This window comes from Paenibacillus sp. JJ1722 (assembly GCF_048282685.1).
Lineage (GTDB): Bacteria > Bacillota > Bacilli > Paenibacillales > Paenibacillaceae > Paenibacillus > Paenibacillus polymyxa_B.
This window is the reverse complement of sequence record NZ_CP182500.1, coordinates 4,050,608-4,067,180: the sequence shown is the minus strand read 5'-3', so window position 1 is coordinate 4,067,180 and position 16,573 is coordinate 4,050,608. Positions and strand designations below refer to the sequence as shown.

At 44.7% G+C, this 16,573-nt stretch carries 17 protein-coding genes; all 17 read left to right on the top strand.

Going from position 1 to position 16,573, the window contains the following annotated elements:
• The first annotated feature begins 287 nt into the window (after nt 1-287).
• The 17 genes from ACM1ND_RS18010 (at nt 288) to recO (ending at nt 16,547) form a co-directional block, all read left to right on the top strand.
• The gene (locus tag ACM1ND_RS18010) at nt 288-1,631 is read left to right on the top strand and encodes a PLP-dependent aminotransferase family protein (RefSeq protein ID WP_053325788.1); all 1,344 of its coding nucleotides are present in this window, start codon (nt 288-290) and stop codon (nt 1,629-1,631) included.
• A gap of 162 nt (nt 1,632-1,793) precedes the next feature.
• Entirely contained in the window at nt 1,794-2,153 is a 360-nt protein-coding gene (locus ACM1ND_RS18005; protein ID WP_053325787.1) for a histidine triad nucleotide-binding protein, read from the top strand.
• Between the two features lie 171 nt (nt 2,154-2,324).
• Entirely contained in the window at nt 2,325-2,498 is a 174-nt protein-coding gene (gene rpsU / locus ACM1ND_RS18000) for a 30S ribosomal protein S21 (RefSeq protein ID WP_005547957.1), read from the top strand.
• 16 nt (nt 2,499-2,514) lie between these two features.
• Nucleotides 2,515-2,958 carry a GatB/YqeY domain-containing protein gene (locus tag ACM1ND_RS17995; protein ID WP_013311146.1) on the top strand — a complete coding sequence of 148 codons (444 nt, stop codon included), beginning with the start codon at nt 2,515-2,517 and terminating at the stop codon, nt 2,956-2,958.
• Nucleotides 2,959-3,238: 280 nt separating this feature from the next.
• A complete protein-coding gene (locus ACM1ND_RS17990) occupies nt 3,239-4,606 on the top strand; it encodes an NfeD family protein (protein ID WP_341057405.1) in 1,368 nt (455 codons plus the stop codon).
• Nucleotides 4,607-4,643: 37 nt separating this feature from the next.
• The gene (gene floA / locus ACM1ND_RS17985) at nt 4,644-5,651 is read left to right on the top strand and encodes a flotillin-like protein FloA (protein ID WP_043922497.1); all 1,008 of its coding nucleotides are present in this window, start codon (nt 4,644-4,646) and stop codon (nt 5,649-5,651) included.
• A gap of 44 nt (nt 5,652-5,695) precedes the next feature.
• Nucleotides 5,696-6,274 carry a hypothetical protein gene (locus tag ACM1ND_RS17980; RefSeq protein WP_418026410.1) on the top strand — a complete coding sequence of 193 codons (579 nt, stop codon included), beginning with the start codon at nt 5,696-5,698 and terminating at the stop codon, nt 6,272-6,274.
• Between the two features lie 420 nt (nt 6,275-6,694).
• On the top strand, nt 6,695-8,104 hold the full coding sequence (locus ACM1ND_RS17975; RefSeq protein WP_418026408.1) for an amino acid permease: 1,410 nt from the start codon (nt 6,695-6,697) through the stop codon (nt 8,102-8,104).
• A gap of 380 nt (nt 8,105-8,484) precedes the next feature.
• Entirely contained in the window at nt 8,485-8,778 is a 294-nt protein-coding gene (yqfC, locus tag ACM1ND_RS17970) for a sporulation protein YqfC (RefSeq protein WP_023989488.1), read from the top strand.
• Nucleotides 8,775-9,968 carry a sporulation protein YqfD gene (yqfD, locus tag ACM1ND_RS17965; protein ID WP_075154464.1) on the top strand — a complete coding sequence of 398 codons (1,194 nt, stop codon included), beginning with the start codon at nt 8,775-8,777 and terminating at the stop codon, nt 9,966-9,968. Before yqfC ends, yqfD begins: the two co-directional genes overlap by 4 nt.
• Before the next feature lie 6 nt (nt 9,969-9,974).
• Nucleotides 9,975-10,946 carry a PhoH family protein gene (locus ACM1ND_RS17960; RefSeq protein ID WP_013311138.1) on the top strand — a complete coding sequence of 324 codons (972 nt, stop codon included), beginning with the start codon at nt 9,975-9,977 and terminating at the stop codon, nt 10,944-10,946.
• 95 nt (nt 10,947-11,041) lie between these two features.
• Entirely contained in the window at nt 11,042-13,288 is a 2,247-nt protein-coding gene (locus ACM1ND_RS17955) for an HD family phosphohydrolase (protein WP_209942901.1), read from the top strand.
• A 55-nt stretch (nt 13,289-13,343) separates the two neighbouring features.
• A complete protein-coding gene (gene ybeY, locus ACM1ND_RS17950) occupies nt 13,344-13,841 on the top strand; it encodes an rRNA maturation RNase YbeY (protein ID WP_023989485.1) in 498 nt (165 codons plus the stop codon).
• Nucleotides 13,841-14,215, top strand: coding sequence for a diacylglycerol kinase family protein (locus ACM1ND_RS17945; RefSeq protein ID WP_053325783.1), 375 nt, complete (start codon nt 13,841-13,843; stop codon nt 14,213-14,215). Before ybeY ends, ACM1ND_RS17945 begins: the two co-directional genes overlap by 1 nt.
• A 49-nt stretch (nt 14,216-14,264) precedes the next feature.
• The gene (gene era / locus ACM1ND_RS17940; RefSeq protein ID WP_013311134.1) at nt 14,265-15,167 is read left to right on the top strand and encodes a GTPase Era; all 903 of its coding nucleotides are present in this window, start codon (nt 14,265-14,267) and stop codon (nt 15,165-15,167) included.
• A gap of 447 nt (nt 15,168-15,614) precedes the next feature.
• A complete protein-coding gene (locus ACM1ND_RS17935) occupies nt 15,615-15,752 on the top strand; it encodes a YqzL family protein (protein ID WP_013372137.1) in 138 nt (45 codons plus the stop codon).
• A 42-nt stretch (nt 15,753-15,794) separates the two neighbouring features.
• Nucleotides 15,795-16,547, top strand: a complete 753-nt coding sequence (gene recO / locus ACM1ND_RS17930; protein ID WP_023989481.1) for a DNA repair protein RecO — start codon at nt 15,795-15,797, stop codon at nt 16,545-16,547.
• Nucleotides 16,548-16,573: the final 26 nt, after the last annotated feature.

Below are 16,573 nucleotides of genomic sequence, written 5' to 3'. Positions count from 1 at the left end.
AGTGAATTCCTGCTCTCTCCCGCCTACAGTTCTTGTGCAGTACAAGTGACTTTAAGGCGCATCCATACATTATCACCATGCAAGGCTGCTTCTTCCATTATGAAGAAACAGCCTCTTTTTCACGTAAAACATCCCGAATATGATTCAATGATTGAAACTGTATTAGTACAGTTCAATGAAATGAGGTATCCTGTTTATTCATAAACCATGGTAACATCTAGCGTGTAAAGAAACATAAGACGGAATAAGCATGTAATGAGTATGTAAAGAGCAGGTGGGAGGATATTGTGAAAAAATACGTTTCAATTTTATTGGATATAGAACTTAAAATTCGCGAGGGACAATATAAATCAGGTTACAAGTTGCCGTCGGTCCGTGAGGCTTCTGAATTATACAGGTGCAGCAAAAGCACGATTCTGCGGGCATATGCTGAACTTGAAAAGAAACACGCCATCTATTCCATACCGCAAAGTGGATACTATGTAGTGGAAAATTCGGGCGATTTACACCATAGCCATATTCAAGACTCCGTTGATTTTGCTTCGGCCTCCCCGGATTTGAATGTATTCCCTTATCTGGATTTCCAACATTGTTTGAATCAGGCTATTGACACCTACAAATATCATCTGTTCACTTATGGCGATTCGCAAGGGCTGGAAACACTGCGTCATACGTTGGTTTCCCATTTGGCTGATACTCAGGTGTTTGCAAAAATGGATCGGATTATCGTTACTTCGGGTGTTCAGCAGGCATTGGAGATACTCGCTAAAATGCCGTTTCCCAATGGCAAAGAAAAGGTTTTGGTCGAGCAGCCAAGTTACGATATATATTTGCGTTTTCTGGAGGAAGAGAACATACCCGTCAGTACCATCGTCCGGACAGCGGAAGGTATGGATTTTCACGAATTGGAGAATCAATTTAAGAACGAGAGCATCAAGTTTTTTTATACCATGTCAAGATATCATAATCCATTAGGAGTCTCTTACAACACAGAGGAGCGAAAAGCGATAGCTGCCTTAGCCGCCAAATATGATGTGTACATCGTAGAAGATGACTATATGGCAGATTTGGGGGCCGATCATCTTTTTGATCCCATTTATGCATACGACCAGACACACCATGTTATTTATTTGAAAAGCTTCTCGAAAATCATTTTCCCCGGCTTGCGATTAGGAGTTGCGGTATTGCCAGAAGTCCTATTGAAGACGTTTAACACTTATAAAAGATATGTCGACACATCTATATTGTCTCAGGCGGCGCTTGATATTTATATTAAAAATGGAATGTATGAACGCCACAAGCACACGATATATAAACTGTATTCGGAGCGCGTTCGTGCTCTTAACAAGGCTGTGGAACGATACAATCAGGCCGGATACGTTCAGACTTCAGCTGTAACTTCAGGAGTTTATATGCAGTTTAAACTGCCTCGGACGGTGAATTTGGAACGCTTGGTACAGTGTCTTTCCGCGAGGAACATCCAGGTTGTAGCTGGCAAAGGCTTTTATTTATCAGGCTATAGGGAACAAGAGAAATTTTTGCGCATAAGTATTTCGCGCGCGCAGTTGGATCAAATTGATGCAGGGGTGAAAGCTATTATAGAGGAAGTTAGTAAGGGAAACTGGTATTAAGACCCTTTTTCCGTTATGATACATAAAGAAACATAAGTATAACCAAACATGGCTGTATATGTTTCTATTCAGTGTGGGAAATACATAACTTTGAATGCCGAGAGCAAGGGCTGTTTTTGTCTATTTGCTTATGATCGGCTCACTGCCAAAGGAGGGTTTTGAATGGACGATCTGTTTTTGAAAATTGTGGATGGAACCATCCCCAGCAAGAAGGTGTTGGAAACCGACAATGTGCTCGCATTTCATGACATCCAGCCTGCGGCGCCAGTACACGTGCTCATTATTCCAAAAAAATATATTCCTTCGATGAACGCTGTGACAGAGGAGGATCTTCCTCTTATCGCGGAGATTCATCGTGTTGCGGTTGAGGTTGCGAAAAAGTTAGGAATTGCCGAGTCTGGCTATCGGTTGATTAACAACTGTGGCCCAGATAGTGGACAAGCGGTGGGGCATCTGCATTATCACTTACTGGGCGGCGCCAAATTGGGTGCCTTGACAGGTATTTCGGACTCACATTTTTAAAAAATGACAGAGCTTGTCTTTTCAGTAATACGGATGTGAATGGAGAAAAATGGCCCTTTATGTATTCATTTTTTCTTATAGGTTGACACCTGGTTTCCGTTTCACCTATAATAAAATTTGATGAACCGTGTTATTGCTCTTGGACGGTCTGGTCGGAGGGAGGGAAAACTGGTGTCTGAAACTAAAGTTCGCAAAAACGAGACAATTGATGCTGCACTTCGTCGCTTTAAACGTTCCATTGCTAAGGATGGCGTATTGGCTGAGGTGAAGAAACGCAAGCATTATGAAAAGCCAAGCGTAAAGCGCAAGAAAAAGTCCGAGGCTGCTCGTAAGAGAAAGTTCTAGGAGGATCTAAGCAATCATGAATTTGAGCGAACGATTGAACGAAGATATGAAGCAAGCAATGAAGAGTAAGGACAAGTTCAAACTCTCCACCATTCGAATGGTTCGTTCTACGATTAAAAATCTTGAAATAGATTTGAAACGGGATTTGGACGACAACGAAGTGCTTGATATTCTGAGTCGTGAGATCAAACAGCGAAAAGATGCCCTCCATGAATTTGAAAAAGCCGGTCGTGATGAACTTGCGACAAGCACTAAAGCAGAAATAGAGATCATCGCTCAGTACCTTCCCGAACAACTTTCTGAGGAAGAAATTAAAGTTATTGTACAGCAGACCATCCAGGAAACCGGTGCTTCTTCGAAAGCCGAGATGGGGAAAGTAATGACGGCCTTGATGCCTAAGGTAAAAGGCCGCGCTGACGGTAAGCTCGTGAACCAAGCGGTTCAGCAATTTCTGCAATAAACCTGCGACAAACAGGAAAACACAACACCCTCTGTTTACAGAGGGTGTTATTTCTATATATGCGATGCCTACCATAGAATGTAATGATGAGAAGATTCTTTTATGTAAGCGCTATTATTAATTGTGTGAAACGTGATGTCCGTTGGGTGCGTAAAGTATCTGACAGCCGTCAGGATTAGCAATATACCCAATAATTTCACATTAAATCCTGAAAACTGTATAGTTTGTCTAACAAAGTTTGGTATGCTGTAACATAGAAAGGTCGAAAGGGGGGAGAGAAATGCATAGAGAACATCACCACTCCAGTCGCAAATTGATCTTTTTAACGTTGTGGATTATGGTAACCGTTTTGCTGTTACCCTTAGTTCATTCTGAATCAGCGGCGGCCCAAACTAAAGGTGGAGCTGTGTTTGTTATACCAGTTGATCAGGAAATTGAGCAAGGTCTGGGCAAATTTATGGAACGTGGATTTGCAGAAGCAGCAGATTCCAAAGCAGGTCTGATTTTACTGGATATTAACACTCCCGGTGGACGGGTAGATACAGCAGAGAAGCTGGGCAAACTGATTAAAGACAGTCCGATTCCGACCGTAGCCTATATAAGGGGCGAAGCGGCCTCAGCGGGTAGCTATATTGCGTTGAGCGCAAACAAGATTGTTATGAAACCGGGGAGTATTATCGGAGCAGCAGCGTTAGTAGACGGTAGGGGGCAGGCTATCACAGATCCAAAAACGGTAGCTTGGTGGAAGAGTAGCATGGCATCTGCCGCAGAAGCTGGTGGACGTAATCCAGATATTGCCAGAGGTATGGTTGACTCCAAAACGACCGTATCTATTCCAGAGATGAACTTTAATAAGGAAAATGGTCAGATCATTTCTTTAACCAGTGAGGAAGCGCTGAAGTTGGGTTATGCGGATCACATCGCGTCTTCCGAACAAGAAGTTATCCAGTGGATGGGCTACAGCACGGATGATGTAATTCATGTGGAGCGAACATGGGCTGAAAAAGCAGCCGAGATATTGACTAACCCAATTGTGCAGACGTTGCTTTTATTTATCGGTATCGCGGGTGTCGTTATTGAGCTGCTCGTACCCGGTTTTGGTGTACCGGGAATTTTGGGCATACTCGGATTTGGTTTGTATTTTTTCGGCAATTATATCGCTGGTTTTGCAGGTTCGGAGACGTGGCTGTTGTTTATTATCGGTCTGGCTCTGCTTATACTTGAAATGTTCATCCCAAGCTTTGGTATTTTGGGCATTTTGGGTTCAGTCAGCCTTGTCGCCGGAGTTGTTCGGGCAGCATACAACATGCAGCATGCGTTTATATCTTTGGGCATTGCCTTTGCAGCTGCGGTTGCTGTTGTGGCGATTATCGCGGTTGTATTCAAGGACCGAGGGATATGGAACCGTTTTATACTTAAAGAAAGTTTAACGGCTGAACAAGGCTTTTCTTCAGTTGTGAACCGGGAAATGCTATTAGGTCAACGGGGTGTCAGTCTGACACCACTTCGTCCAGCCGGAACGGTGCTGATTGCTGATGAGCGAGTCGATGTTGTAACGAACGGCGAGTTTATTGCTACAGATATGCCGATTATAGTATCCAAAGTAGAAGGTGGGCGAATTGTGGTCAAGGCTGACACTAGCGTCTAAACAAGTAAATAACAAAGAATTAGATTAATGGAGGATGATGCGAGTGTTCGAATCGGGTATTGTCAGCGTTTTGCTGATTGCCGTTGTAGTGATTATTGTATTGAGCGTATTTTTCAGTTTCTTCCCGGTGATGCTGTGGATTTCAGCATTGGCATCGGGTGTGCGTATTGGCATCATTACGCTGGTAGCTATGCGGTTACGGCGCGTCACGCCAAGCCGAATTGTCAATCCGCTCATTAAGGCAACCAAGGCGGGTCTGGGATTGAACATCAACCAGCTGGAAAGCCATTTTCTCGCAGGAGGGAATGTAGACCGAGTGATCAATGCGTTGATTGCTGCCCAGCGTGCTAACATTCCGCTTGAATTTGAACGTGCGGCTGCGATTGACCTGGCAGGACGGGATGTTCTGCAAGCGGTCCAAATGAGCGTTAATCCGCGTGTTATTGAGACACCTACTGTTGCAGCGGTCGCCAAGGATGGTATCGAAGTGAAGGTTAAAGCTCGTGTTACCGTGCGTGCCAACATTGATCGACTCGTCGGGGGTGCCGGAGAAGAAACGATTATTGCACGGGTCGGTGAAGGTATCGTTACAACCGTAGGTTCCAGTAATTCGCATAAGGACGTGCTGGAGAATCCGGATTCAATTTCGAGAACTGTATTGTCCAAAGGTTTGGATGCCGGGACAGCATTTGAAATCCTGTCCATTGATATTGCGGACGTTGATGTAGGTAAAAACATCGGTGCTTTTCTGCAAACAGAGCAGGCGGAAGCCGACAAACGTATTGCGCAGGCAAAAGCAGAAGAGCGGCGTGCGATGGCTGTAGCGCAGGAACAGGAAATGAAGGCACGTGTCGTAGAAATGAGAGCACGCGTGGTGGAATCCGAATCCGAAGTGCCGCTGGCAATGGCTGAAGCACTGCGTGGCGGGAAACTTGGCGTCATGGACTATATGAATTTGAAAAATATTGAGGCGGATACGCAAATGCGTGGCTCCTTAGGCAAACCGAATGAGAACTCGGGGAATGATAACAAGAACCGGGATTAATAACGGGACATAGCCGATGAATTACGGCAGCTAGGTGGTGAGTAATGAACTTTATCAGCTGGATCTTTGAGCATTTGTATATCCTGATCGTGATTGGCTTTGCTTTGGTGTCCTTTTTGGGGAAAAGCATCCAAGGCACAGGGCGGAAATCTCCGCCACGAAAAGGTATGCCCACCTTTGGTGGTGATCATGGTTCTCGTGGGCCCTCGACGTCATCCAGACCCTTCACAACGGAACATGGGCAAGAGCAGCGCCAACAGGATGTTGCTGGGGAGTTGCAACGTCAATTTCCTAATGAACGACGGGTGGTTATGGAAGCTCGTCGTATAGAAGAAGTGGGCGATCGGTCAGAAACGGAAGAACGGATGGACCGGGATTCATTAGATAACGGTTCGACTCTAGAGGATCGGATCCGTGCTATGGAAGAAGAACGCAGATTGGTTTTAGCCCGTCTCGATCGTATATCCAACGTGAGGGAGTCAGGGGAAATTACAGATGCGCCAGAGATAGCTTCGCAAGACCGTAATACGGTGGATACGGCTGATCTGCGCAGAGGTGTGATTTGGGCAGAAATATTAGGTCCTCCGCGTTCCAAGCGCTATATGGGTGGAGGAAGACGTTAAAATGATAGTGGATCCGTCACAGCTTTGGCTGTGGCGGATCTTTTTTTTGTGAGCTTTAGGAATACATAAGCATGCTCAGAATAAAAAATGAATTAACGACAAATGCTCTAATTACCTGACAACGAATGTGATAATCCCTTGTACGCCCTAGGTTTCTCACATTTGTTGTCATCTAAAATGGTGGCATTTTGTCTAATTTAGAGTCTCATTTATGAAAATATATTCGTGAAAAATGATCAAATGTAACAATATGAATGGAGCTTTCCGAAAGCAGTTTTCATTTTTTCTTTTTTATATATAATGTTCTCAATGATAGACACTTATGAAATTTACTCCAAATTTAGCTAAAATTTGATTTATATCGAGGTGATAAAACAAGATTATAAAAATGGAAAATTAATTTTTAGGAGGATGGGATGGATGGGAAATAGCTTGTTCAGAAAGAAGAGCATTGATCAGTTGATCGCCGCTACGCGGGGGGAAAAAGCACTCAAAAAGGAACTGGGTGCGTTTGATTTAACGATGCTTGGGATTGGAGCCATTATCGGAACGGGGATATTTGTGTTGACAGGTACGGGAGCAGTTACGGCTGGTCCAGGCTTGGTACTTTCTTTTGTGATTGCGGGACTCGCCTGTTTATTCGCGGCATTGGCTTATGCGGAGTTTGCATCCACCGTTCCAGTATCCGGTTCTGTTTACACTTTTACATATGCTACGATGGGGGAGCTATTGGCCTTTATTATTGGATGGGATTTAATTTTGGAATACATGCTGGCAGCCAGCGCCGTTTCCGCAGGTTGGTCGGGTTACTTTGTATCATTTTTGAATGGAATTGGCCTTCACATTCCGCTTGAATTCACTGCCGCACCGGGGACTTTAAAAGACCAAACTACTTATTTTAATCTCCCAGCTTTTTTAATTTTGATGGGTATCACGTTCTTGCTTTATTTTGGGATAAAAGAATCAAAACGGATAAACAACTTCATGGTAATTGTAAAGATTATTGTTATTTTATTATTTATCATCGTTGCTTTTAAATATGTGAAGCCAGATAATTGGACACCATTTATGCCGTTTGGGTTCAGTGGGGTGTTTGGAGCCGCAGCACTTGTGTTTTTTGCTTTTATTGGTTTTGATGCTGTTTCATCAGCGGCTGAAGAAACCAAAAATCCCGCTCGTGATCTACCGCGAGGCATTATTTTCTCACTCGTTATTTGTACGTTTTTGTATGTTATTGTTAGCGCGATTATGACAGGTATTGTGCCGTTTATGCAATTTGAAGGTATCTCTCACCCAGTGTCATTGGTATTGCAGGTTGCGGGCCAGAACTGGGTTGCAGGTATTGTAGATATAGGAGCTATCTTAGGGATGACAACGGTCATGCTGGTAATGCTCTATGGTCAAACTCGCATTATGTTTGCCATGTCACGTGACGGTTTAGTCCCTAAAATATTATCCAAGGTTCATTCTAAATATAAAACGCCCTACATTAACACGTTGTTTTTTGGTACTTTATCTGCATTAATGGGTGGGCTGATCCCGCTAGATGAGTTAGCAAGTTTGGTGAACATTGGAACCTTGTCAGCATTTATTCTGATTTCGGTCGCCGTCATCGTTATGAGAAAAACACAACCTGATTTGCCAAGGGCCTTCCGATGTCCTGGAGTTCCGTATATTCCGATCCTGGCTATCGTTTCATGTGGGGTGCTCATTCTTAATCTGAATGGCCAGACATTTATTCGCTTTATTATTTGGCTTGTCATTGGTATGGCTGTTTACTTCTTATACTCTAGAAAAAACTCTCTTTTGAATCGAGATACCGAAAAATAACTGTGTCATCTGATGAAAATCAAAAAAAAGACAACCTTGTTTTCGATATGAAAATGAGATTGTCTTTTTTGTTGTAAATTCTGAAAGGACACATCTTTTTCCTCTGCAATATAGCAGCTGCTGCGAATTGTAAGTTTAGCCTCATAAATGCGGGGACTGGATCATAAAATGTACAGTACAGATATCTGTGGCGCTGGTGTAATGGCGTTCACTGATAATAAGAATATAAGATGAAAAGCCAGCAGCGTAGCTGCCATGAAACATCTATGGGTACCGAATGGCAATAACAGAAGATGAAAAAATAGCAGCGTGCTGTCATCAAAACAACATTAGCCGTTGGATAACAGATGTTTTGATGACAGGAAAGGAGATTTCGCCGTATGAGCCGGATGAGCCGCAAACTGCGAAAGTGGGCCAGCGAGACGCTGGAGCTTCCGCAGGACATTCTATTTGACCTGCCGCGGTTAACCCTCATCGGCAGCCGCCAGCTTTATGTGGAGAATCACCGGGGCGTGGTGGATTTCACACCGAATCAGCTCGTACTTGCACTTGAGAAAGGCAGGCTGAGGGTGTCCGGCCATGATTTAGTCATTACGTCTATTCTGCCAGAGCAGGTAAGTGTGGAGGGACATATAACAGATATCCAAATGGAAGGAACGGAGGAAGGCTCGTGAAACATCCTGCTTTAGCAATGCTGCGTGGCACGGTTACCCTTGCTGTCAAGGGCGAAAGTGTGGAAGCTTTCATTAATTTACTCACCGATCACCATATACCTGTTTGGAACGTGCGGTCGATGGGTACTAGACATGCAGAAATGAACCTTCTGCTGCCGCACGTCTTCCTCCTACGCCCGCTTTTGAGAAGGACAGGCTGTAAAATGCATGTTCTGAAGCGGCAAGGGCTTCCCTTTACTGTTATACGACTTGCCAAACGTAAATTTTTTATGGCTGGATTGGCTTTGTTCTGGATAGGTCTCCTGCTGATGTCTTCGCTTATCTGGGACATTGAAGTGAAGGGGAATGATAAGCTCTCGACGGACTCCGTTCTCAAAGCCGCCCGACAGGAGGGGCTGTATCCGTTTCAATGGAGCTTTCGTCTTTCCAGTCAAGACAAGCTTTCCCGTGCGCTCATGCAGAAGCTTCCAGAGGCATCCTGGATCGGTGTGGAAAAGCAGGGTACTTTGGTAACGATTCAGGTTGTTGAAGCTTCACAGCCTACCCCTGCGCCGCTCTACAGCCCACGTCATATCATCAGTAAGGCAGACGCGGTAGTCACTGAGATTTTTGCCGAGCAGGGTCGTCCTGTCGTGCATAAAAATACACGTGTCAAAAAAGGAGCCATCCTCATCTCGGGAACGCTTGGAGATGAGGAGAATCAGCAGCAGGTCGTAGCCAAAGGAGAGGTTAAGGGTCTTGTATGGCATGAATACGAAATTAGCAGTCCTACGGTGCAACGCAGCAGCACGTATACAGGTAACAGTCACGACCGCTTGTATCTGGTGTTAGGCAATCGTGCGATACAATTGTGGGGATATGGGAAAATACCTTATTCTACACATAAAACAACAGTTGAACATGATCCGCTAACTTGGCGTTCCTTCAAACTTCCGATGGGTTGGATGACTGAAAGTGTGAGGGAGACAAAGATACAAGAGCAGAAGCTTACGGAAGCAGAAGCGAAAATGTCAGGAATAGAAGGCGCGCGAGCTGATATTTTAGCTAAATACGGCAAAGGAACGAAAATAATGAGCCAAAAAATTTTGCATGAGAAGAGAGAGAATGGTAAAGTTTATATGAAAGTGCTTTTTGAAGTGGAGCAGGATATTGCGGAAGAACTTCCGTTAGTTCATAACCAAGGAGAATGAGGCTATTTGGCAGAACAACAACGCAGCATACAAATTGCATTGAACAATGCGGGAGAAGGACAGGCGTTATTTGGCCCGCAGGATTCCTTTTTAAAATTAATCGAAGCCGCTATTCCAGCAAAAATAGCATCTCGTGAGGCAGAAGTTAATGTTTTTGGTAATGCTCACGAGGTGGAAGTGCTCGAACAATTGTTCGATGTATTACTCCAGTTAATTCGCAATGGGTATATACTGACCGAAAGGGACGTCCATTATGCGATTGAATTGGCAAAAGATTTGCGCGCTGATCAGCTGCTCGATTTGTTCAAGGGTGAAATTACGACGACGTTCCGGGGGAAACCGATTCGCGTCAAAACGATTGGACAAAAGCACTATGTAACCACGATTAAGAAACGCGATATTGTATTTGGAATTGGCCCGGCGGGTACGGGTAAAACCTATCTGGCTGTAGTGCTGGCTGTAGCTGCCCTGAAGGAAGGTTCAGTCAAGCGCATTGTACTGACTCGTCCTGCGGTCGAAGCAGGGGAGAATTTAGGTTTTTTACCAGGGGATTTGCAGGAAAAGGTTGATCCGTATTTACGCCCATTGTATGATGCCCTATACGATGTGATGGGCCCAGAGCAGACTGCAAAGGCACTGGAGCGCGGGTTAATAGAAATTGCTCCTTTGGCTTATATGCGGGGACGTACGCTGGATGATTCATTTATTATTTTGGACGAAGCGCAAAACACCACACCCGAGCAAATGAAAATGTTTTTGACTCGACTTGGTTTCGGCTCCAAAATGGTCATTACCGGCGATGTTACGCAAATTGATTTGCCTCGTGGCAAAAAATCCGGTCTGATTGAAGCGAATGCGATTTTACAAGGGATTGAAGAAATAGGCTTTGTCCAGTTTGCAGAAGAGGATGTTGTCCGTCATTCCCTAGTTCAAAAAATCATTGTTGCTTATGACCGTATTGCCGAAAATCATGGATAGCCATTCAATCACGAGTATGGTGTGTACGATCAGAAAAAGTATAAAATGAGCAGTGTAGCTGCCTTGAAAAAGATGATGGAGAGGGATTGTTTTAGATGACCTCGAAGGAATTATCTAAAGGGAAAACGTTCCAGCATAGAATGAATGGATGGAAGTATAGCGTGGCGACACGCTATCTTCTGTTTTTATTTTTGGTGGTTCTTTTTTATGTAGGCTTTGCATCCAAGCTGCTTCCCGAGCGTTATGACATTCGGGTAAATCAACCGAGTGAAAAGGAAATTGTCGCCCCGATGCAGCTTCCTAACAGTAAGGCGACTTTGAAGGCTCAAGAGGAATCAGCTGAACGTGTGCAGCCCATGTATACCATTGTGCCAGTTCGCAACGATAACCTGATTACTGGTATTTTGGATCGAATTGAACGGCTCAATCAGGATGATCAGGTTTCCAGAGCAGATAAGATTTCGATTTATAAGGATGAGATTCCGCAACGTGCACGGGAATTTGTGCAAAATTTTGTGAATAACAGCCGTAATGCGGATGCCTACCCAGATAAGTTGCTGGATGAAGTGCTGGAAAAAACGAAAGAGCAAACGTACCGAATTCCAGAGGAGACATTCATTAAAATTCCGCGCCTTACATCTGAGGATATTGCTGAAATGCGGCCTGTTGCCCGTGAGATTGTGACAGGGTTGATGAATGATCAAATTACGGATGCCCAGACAGCTCGAGCCAAGGTAGCTGAGCGGGTTAGTACAAGCTCGCTTACCAAACGTACCTCACGGGAGGTTGTTCAGGAACTTGCAAGGCTTGTGATTACCGCCAACAAGTTTTATGATGATACAGCTACGAAGGACGCCAAGGTACAGGCTCGTGAAGATACACCGACAGTTTACATTAAACAGGGTGAAGTACTCGTCAAGAAGGGTGAGATTATTACCCAGGAAATCTATACACTGCTTGATGAAAATGAATTGCTCAAGGATAAAATCAATTATTGGCCACAATTTGGTCTACTGATGATGTCTATGATGCTTGCGTTGGGCTTGTTTATGTATATTCGTCAATTCCAATCACGAACACGAAACTTCAAGTATAATAATGCGCAGTTGCTCATGCTAGTATTAATCTTTGTGATTACAGTGGGAGCAATGATGTTAATTTCCATACTGCAGAACAGTGAACGTTCCTATCTCGGCTATCTGGCGCCTATCGCGCTTGGAGCTATGCTCGTAACGCTGTTGCTTGATATGTCGTTGGCTTTCGTATGTGCCGTTATATTCAGTATATTGGCAAGTGTTATTTTGAATGTCCGTCAGGGACAAATTTTTGACTTTAATTTTGGGTTTTTTGCTCTTGTGGTCTGTCTGGCAGCGATTTTCTCTACCCATCGAGCCAGCCAGCGTTCAACACTGTTCAAAGGGGCGATCATGGTATGCCTGTTCGGGGCCCTGTCTGTTTTTTCTCTGGCACTGATTGACCAAGGGAATTGGACTCAAACGACGACGCTCTATGGGGTAGCTTTTGCTTTTGCAGGCGGTCTGATAACAGCAATACTTGTTATTGGGCTAATGCCATTTTTTGAGTCTACCTTTGGTATCTTGTCGGCACTGAAGCTTGTTGAGCTGTCGAATCCCAACCATCCCTTGCTCCGCAAGCTGCTTACGGAGACACCGGGAACGTATCATCATAGTGTAATGGTGGGTAATCTGTCAGAGGCCGCAGCGGAGGCTATAGGAGCAAACGGCTTGTTGTGCCGGGTTGGTTCGTATTATCATGATATTGGTAAAACCAAGAGGCCTTCGTACTTCATTGAAAATCAAAATGGGTTGGAAAATCCACATGATACAATAGAGCCCAAGCTGAGCAAATCCATCATTATCGCCCATGCTCGTGACGGGGTGGAAATGCAATTGGATTACAAGCTACCCAAGCCAATTCGCGATATTGCCGAGCAGCACCACGGAACGACATTCTTGCACTATTTTTATCACAAGGCGTTGCGTGAGGCTGAAGAGCGAGGGGTAGAGCCTGACTTCACGGAGGATGATTTCCGTTATCCGGGACCGAAGGCTCAGTCTAAAGAGTCTGCTGTGGTGGGAATTGCTGATAGTGTGGAGGCAGCAGTTCGTTCCTTACGGAAGCCGACGGTGGAACAGGTAGAATCCATGATTGAGAAAATTATTAAGAGCCGTCTTGATGATCACCAATTTAACGACTGTGAGCTGACCATGCGGGAGCTTGATATCGTGGCTCAAACCCTCAAGGAAACAGTAATGGGGATTTTCCATTCCCGTATTGAGTATCCAGAGGAAAGGCCCAAGTCTGAAAACGGAAAAGCTTAATATAACTTGTGCACGAAGCACGGTTAGAGCACTAGAATTAAAAGGAGCGGTTGGCATGGGCCTTCAATTAGCTTGGAATAATGAACAAAACGATATGGTAATTAACGAATCCTTGATTACGTTGCTGAACACCTTATTGGAGGAGGCAGGCAAAGTGGAAGGAGTCACAGACGGTGAGGTAGCCCTTACCTTCGTTAATGATGAGCAAATTCATGAGTTGAACAGGGACTATCGGGGAATTGATCGTCCCACCGACGTGTTGTCTTTTGCTATGAAGGAGACACTGGATGAAGAGCTTGAAATTATTTACGAACCGAATGAAGAAACTTCAATGAATGATGTACCGGATGTTCTGGGGGATATTATAATCTCTGTACAGACAGCGCAAGCTCAGAGCGAAGAATACGGACATTCGATTGAGCGTGAAATCGGTTTTTTGTTTGTTCACGGCTTTCTGCATCTGTTAGGCTATGATCATCAGGATGATGTGAGTGAAGCTGAAATGATGGGCAAACAGGAAGCTGTACTGGCTCAAGCGGGGTTGACAAGGTAATGAGACGTCAGCCTTGGAGAATGACCTTTCGCTATGCGGCAGAAGGCGTGATGTACGCTCTGCGTACGCAAGTAAATATGCGGATACATGTGGTCATGGCGCTCTTTGTCATTGTAGCAGGCTTAACTCTGCACATCTCCCGGCTCGACTGGTTATTCGTCTGCGTGGCTATCGCTATAGTCATTGTAGCCGAACTGTTCAACACCGCTGTTGAAGCAGCGGTGGATCTCATCTCACCTGATATTCATCCGCTGGCCAAAGCGGCTAAAGACACCGCCGCCGGAGCCGTGCTCCTGGCAGCGGTTTTTGCTGTAATTATTGGTATATTTGTGTTTTATAGGCCTATGTTAACGTTAATTAGTTCGCTGTTTTAATGGAAAAACCAAAATAAAATAGGTGCTTAATCGCGCTGGAGGAAATGAAATGGCTAAGAAACACTTTAAATCAGGCTTTGTCGCAATTGTTGGCAGACCCAATGTCGGAAAATCAACACTGATGAACCATGTCATTGGGCAGAAGATTGCCATTATGTCGGACAAGCCGCAAACTACACGCAACAAAATTCACGGCGTATTTACTACAGAGGACACACAAATTGTATTTTTGGATACACCGGGGATTCATAAGCGCCAGTCAAAATTAGGCGATTACATGAATCAGACTGCTTTTAATACGTTGGGTGAAGTAGAAGCGGTGCTTTTTCTTATTGACGCTGCTGAGGGTCTAGGCGGTGGCGACCGTTTTATTGCGGAACAGCTTAAACAAGTAAAAACGCCAGTTATCTTGGTGCTGAATAAAATTGATCGCATTGAGCCGGAAGCGTTGTTGCCACTGATTGAGCAGTATCGCAAGTTGTACGACTTTGCAGAAATCATACCGATCTCGGCCAAAATGGGCAACAATGTAAACACCCTGCTGGAGCAGGTGCAAAAATACTTGCCAGAAGGTCCGCAATATTATCCGGATGATCAAATTACCGACCATCCAGAACAGTTTGTCATCTCCGAACTGGTTCGGGAAAAAATTCTGCATATGACACGTGAGGAAGTACCCCATTCTATTGCGGTTATGATTGAAGACATGAAAGTGCAGGATAATGGGGTAGTGCATATTATGGCTGTTATTTTTGTAGAGCGTGACTCCCAGAAGGGGATCATTATCGGCAAACAGGGAGCCATGCTCAAAGAAGTGGGCAAACAGGCCCGCCAGGATATCCAAAACCTGCTAGGCTCCAAGATTTTCCTGGAACTTTGGGTTAAGGTCAAAAAAGACTGGCGCAACCAGGAACGCGTCCTTCGTGACCTTGGCTTCCATCGCGACGCTTAAAAACAGAACTTGATTCTACGTCACTTTAGTTCAAGGGTTTATTGAGGCTAAAAAAATTGATATTAAATAAATATGTATAGTTGTTGTAAGCAACATAAAAAGGCCGTCCCGATCTCTATGACTGAGATAAGTAACAGTTTTTTGGTCATTCAAAGCGCCGCGCATATGCGGCGCTTAACTCTTGCTCTTTTTACCCCTTTCTTCCAGTGATGAAATAAGGAGTGCTTTTAAAAGAGTTATTGTAACTGTGTGCACATTGTAGCGGAGCGAAGGATTTGAATCTGAAGAAGCGATCGTAAGATCAAATCATTTGCGAAGCGGCATTCCAATCTACATACAGTAGCCTTTTTCAACGTAATCCATTAATTTCATCGCATACTTCTCCCCTCTTCGCATCATCCTATTTTTGAGATGCAAACGTCATTTCCGAAGAAAGGATGAATACGATTGCGAGATTTTTCGTGGAAGTATTTTGCGATGACTGGAGATGTCGGTGCGTATCTGTTATATCGGGAGAGCGCCGTGACAAGGGAGCAAGACACGGATGAGGGAGAGTCGGACGAGCATGAAGAAGCCCGTGAATAGTACAAGCCACTGGCTTCTTCGCGAATGTTTGGGGGAAGAGGCATGCTTTACAGGGTGGAAGGAATCGTCATCCGCAGCATGGATTACGGTGAGGGGAACAAAATTATTACGCTTTGCACCGAAAGCGGAGGCAAAGCAGGCGTGCTGGTCAGAGGTGCAAAAAAGTCCAAAAGCCGTCACGCTGCTTTAACGCAGCCGTTTACGTACGGTGAATTCGTTTTTTTTCGAAACACAGGTTTAGGCACGTTGAATGCCGGTGAAATCATCCAATCCCACCATACATTACGCGAGGATATTACTAAAGCTGCTTACGCTTCTTATGCTTGTGAATTACTCGATCGGGTGCTACAGGATGAGGAAACAGGCGCGTTCTGGTTTAAGCAGCTTAAAGCATGTTTGGAGGCGCTGGAGAGTGGCAAAGATCCGCTGATCGTCATGAGTATTTATGAATTTAAAATATTGCAGGCGGCCGGATATGCTCCTCAGCTTGATGCATGTATTTCAAGTGGTCAACAATGTGCTGATGAAGATATGTTTGTCAGTCCGAGGCTGGGCGGAGTTTTGTGTCGGAGCTACAAGCATTATGATCCAGCTGCATTGAGCGTGACTCCACGTACATTGAAGTTGCTGCGCTTGTTCGCCAGAATGGATTTGAATCGGCTCGGCAACATTGACGTAAAGGACTCCACAAAGCTGGAGATCAAACATGTCATGCGTCAGTTCATGGATATGCAGTTGGAGGTCAAGCTGAAATCCCGCAATTTCTTGGATCAGCTCGACAAGTACGATATGTGAAACGCCCTATTCTCTTGACTGTATTG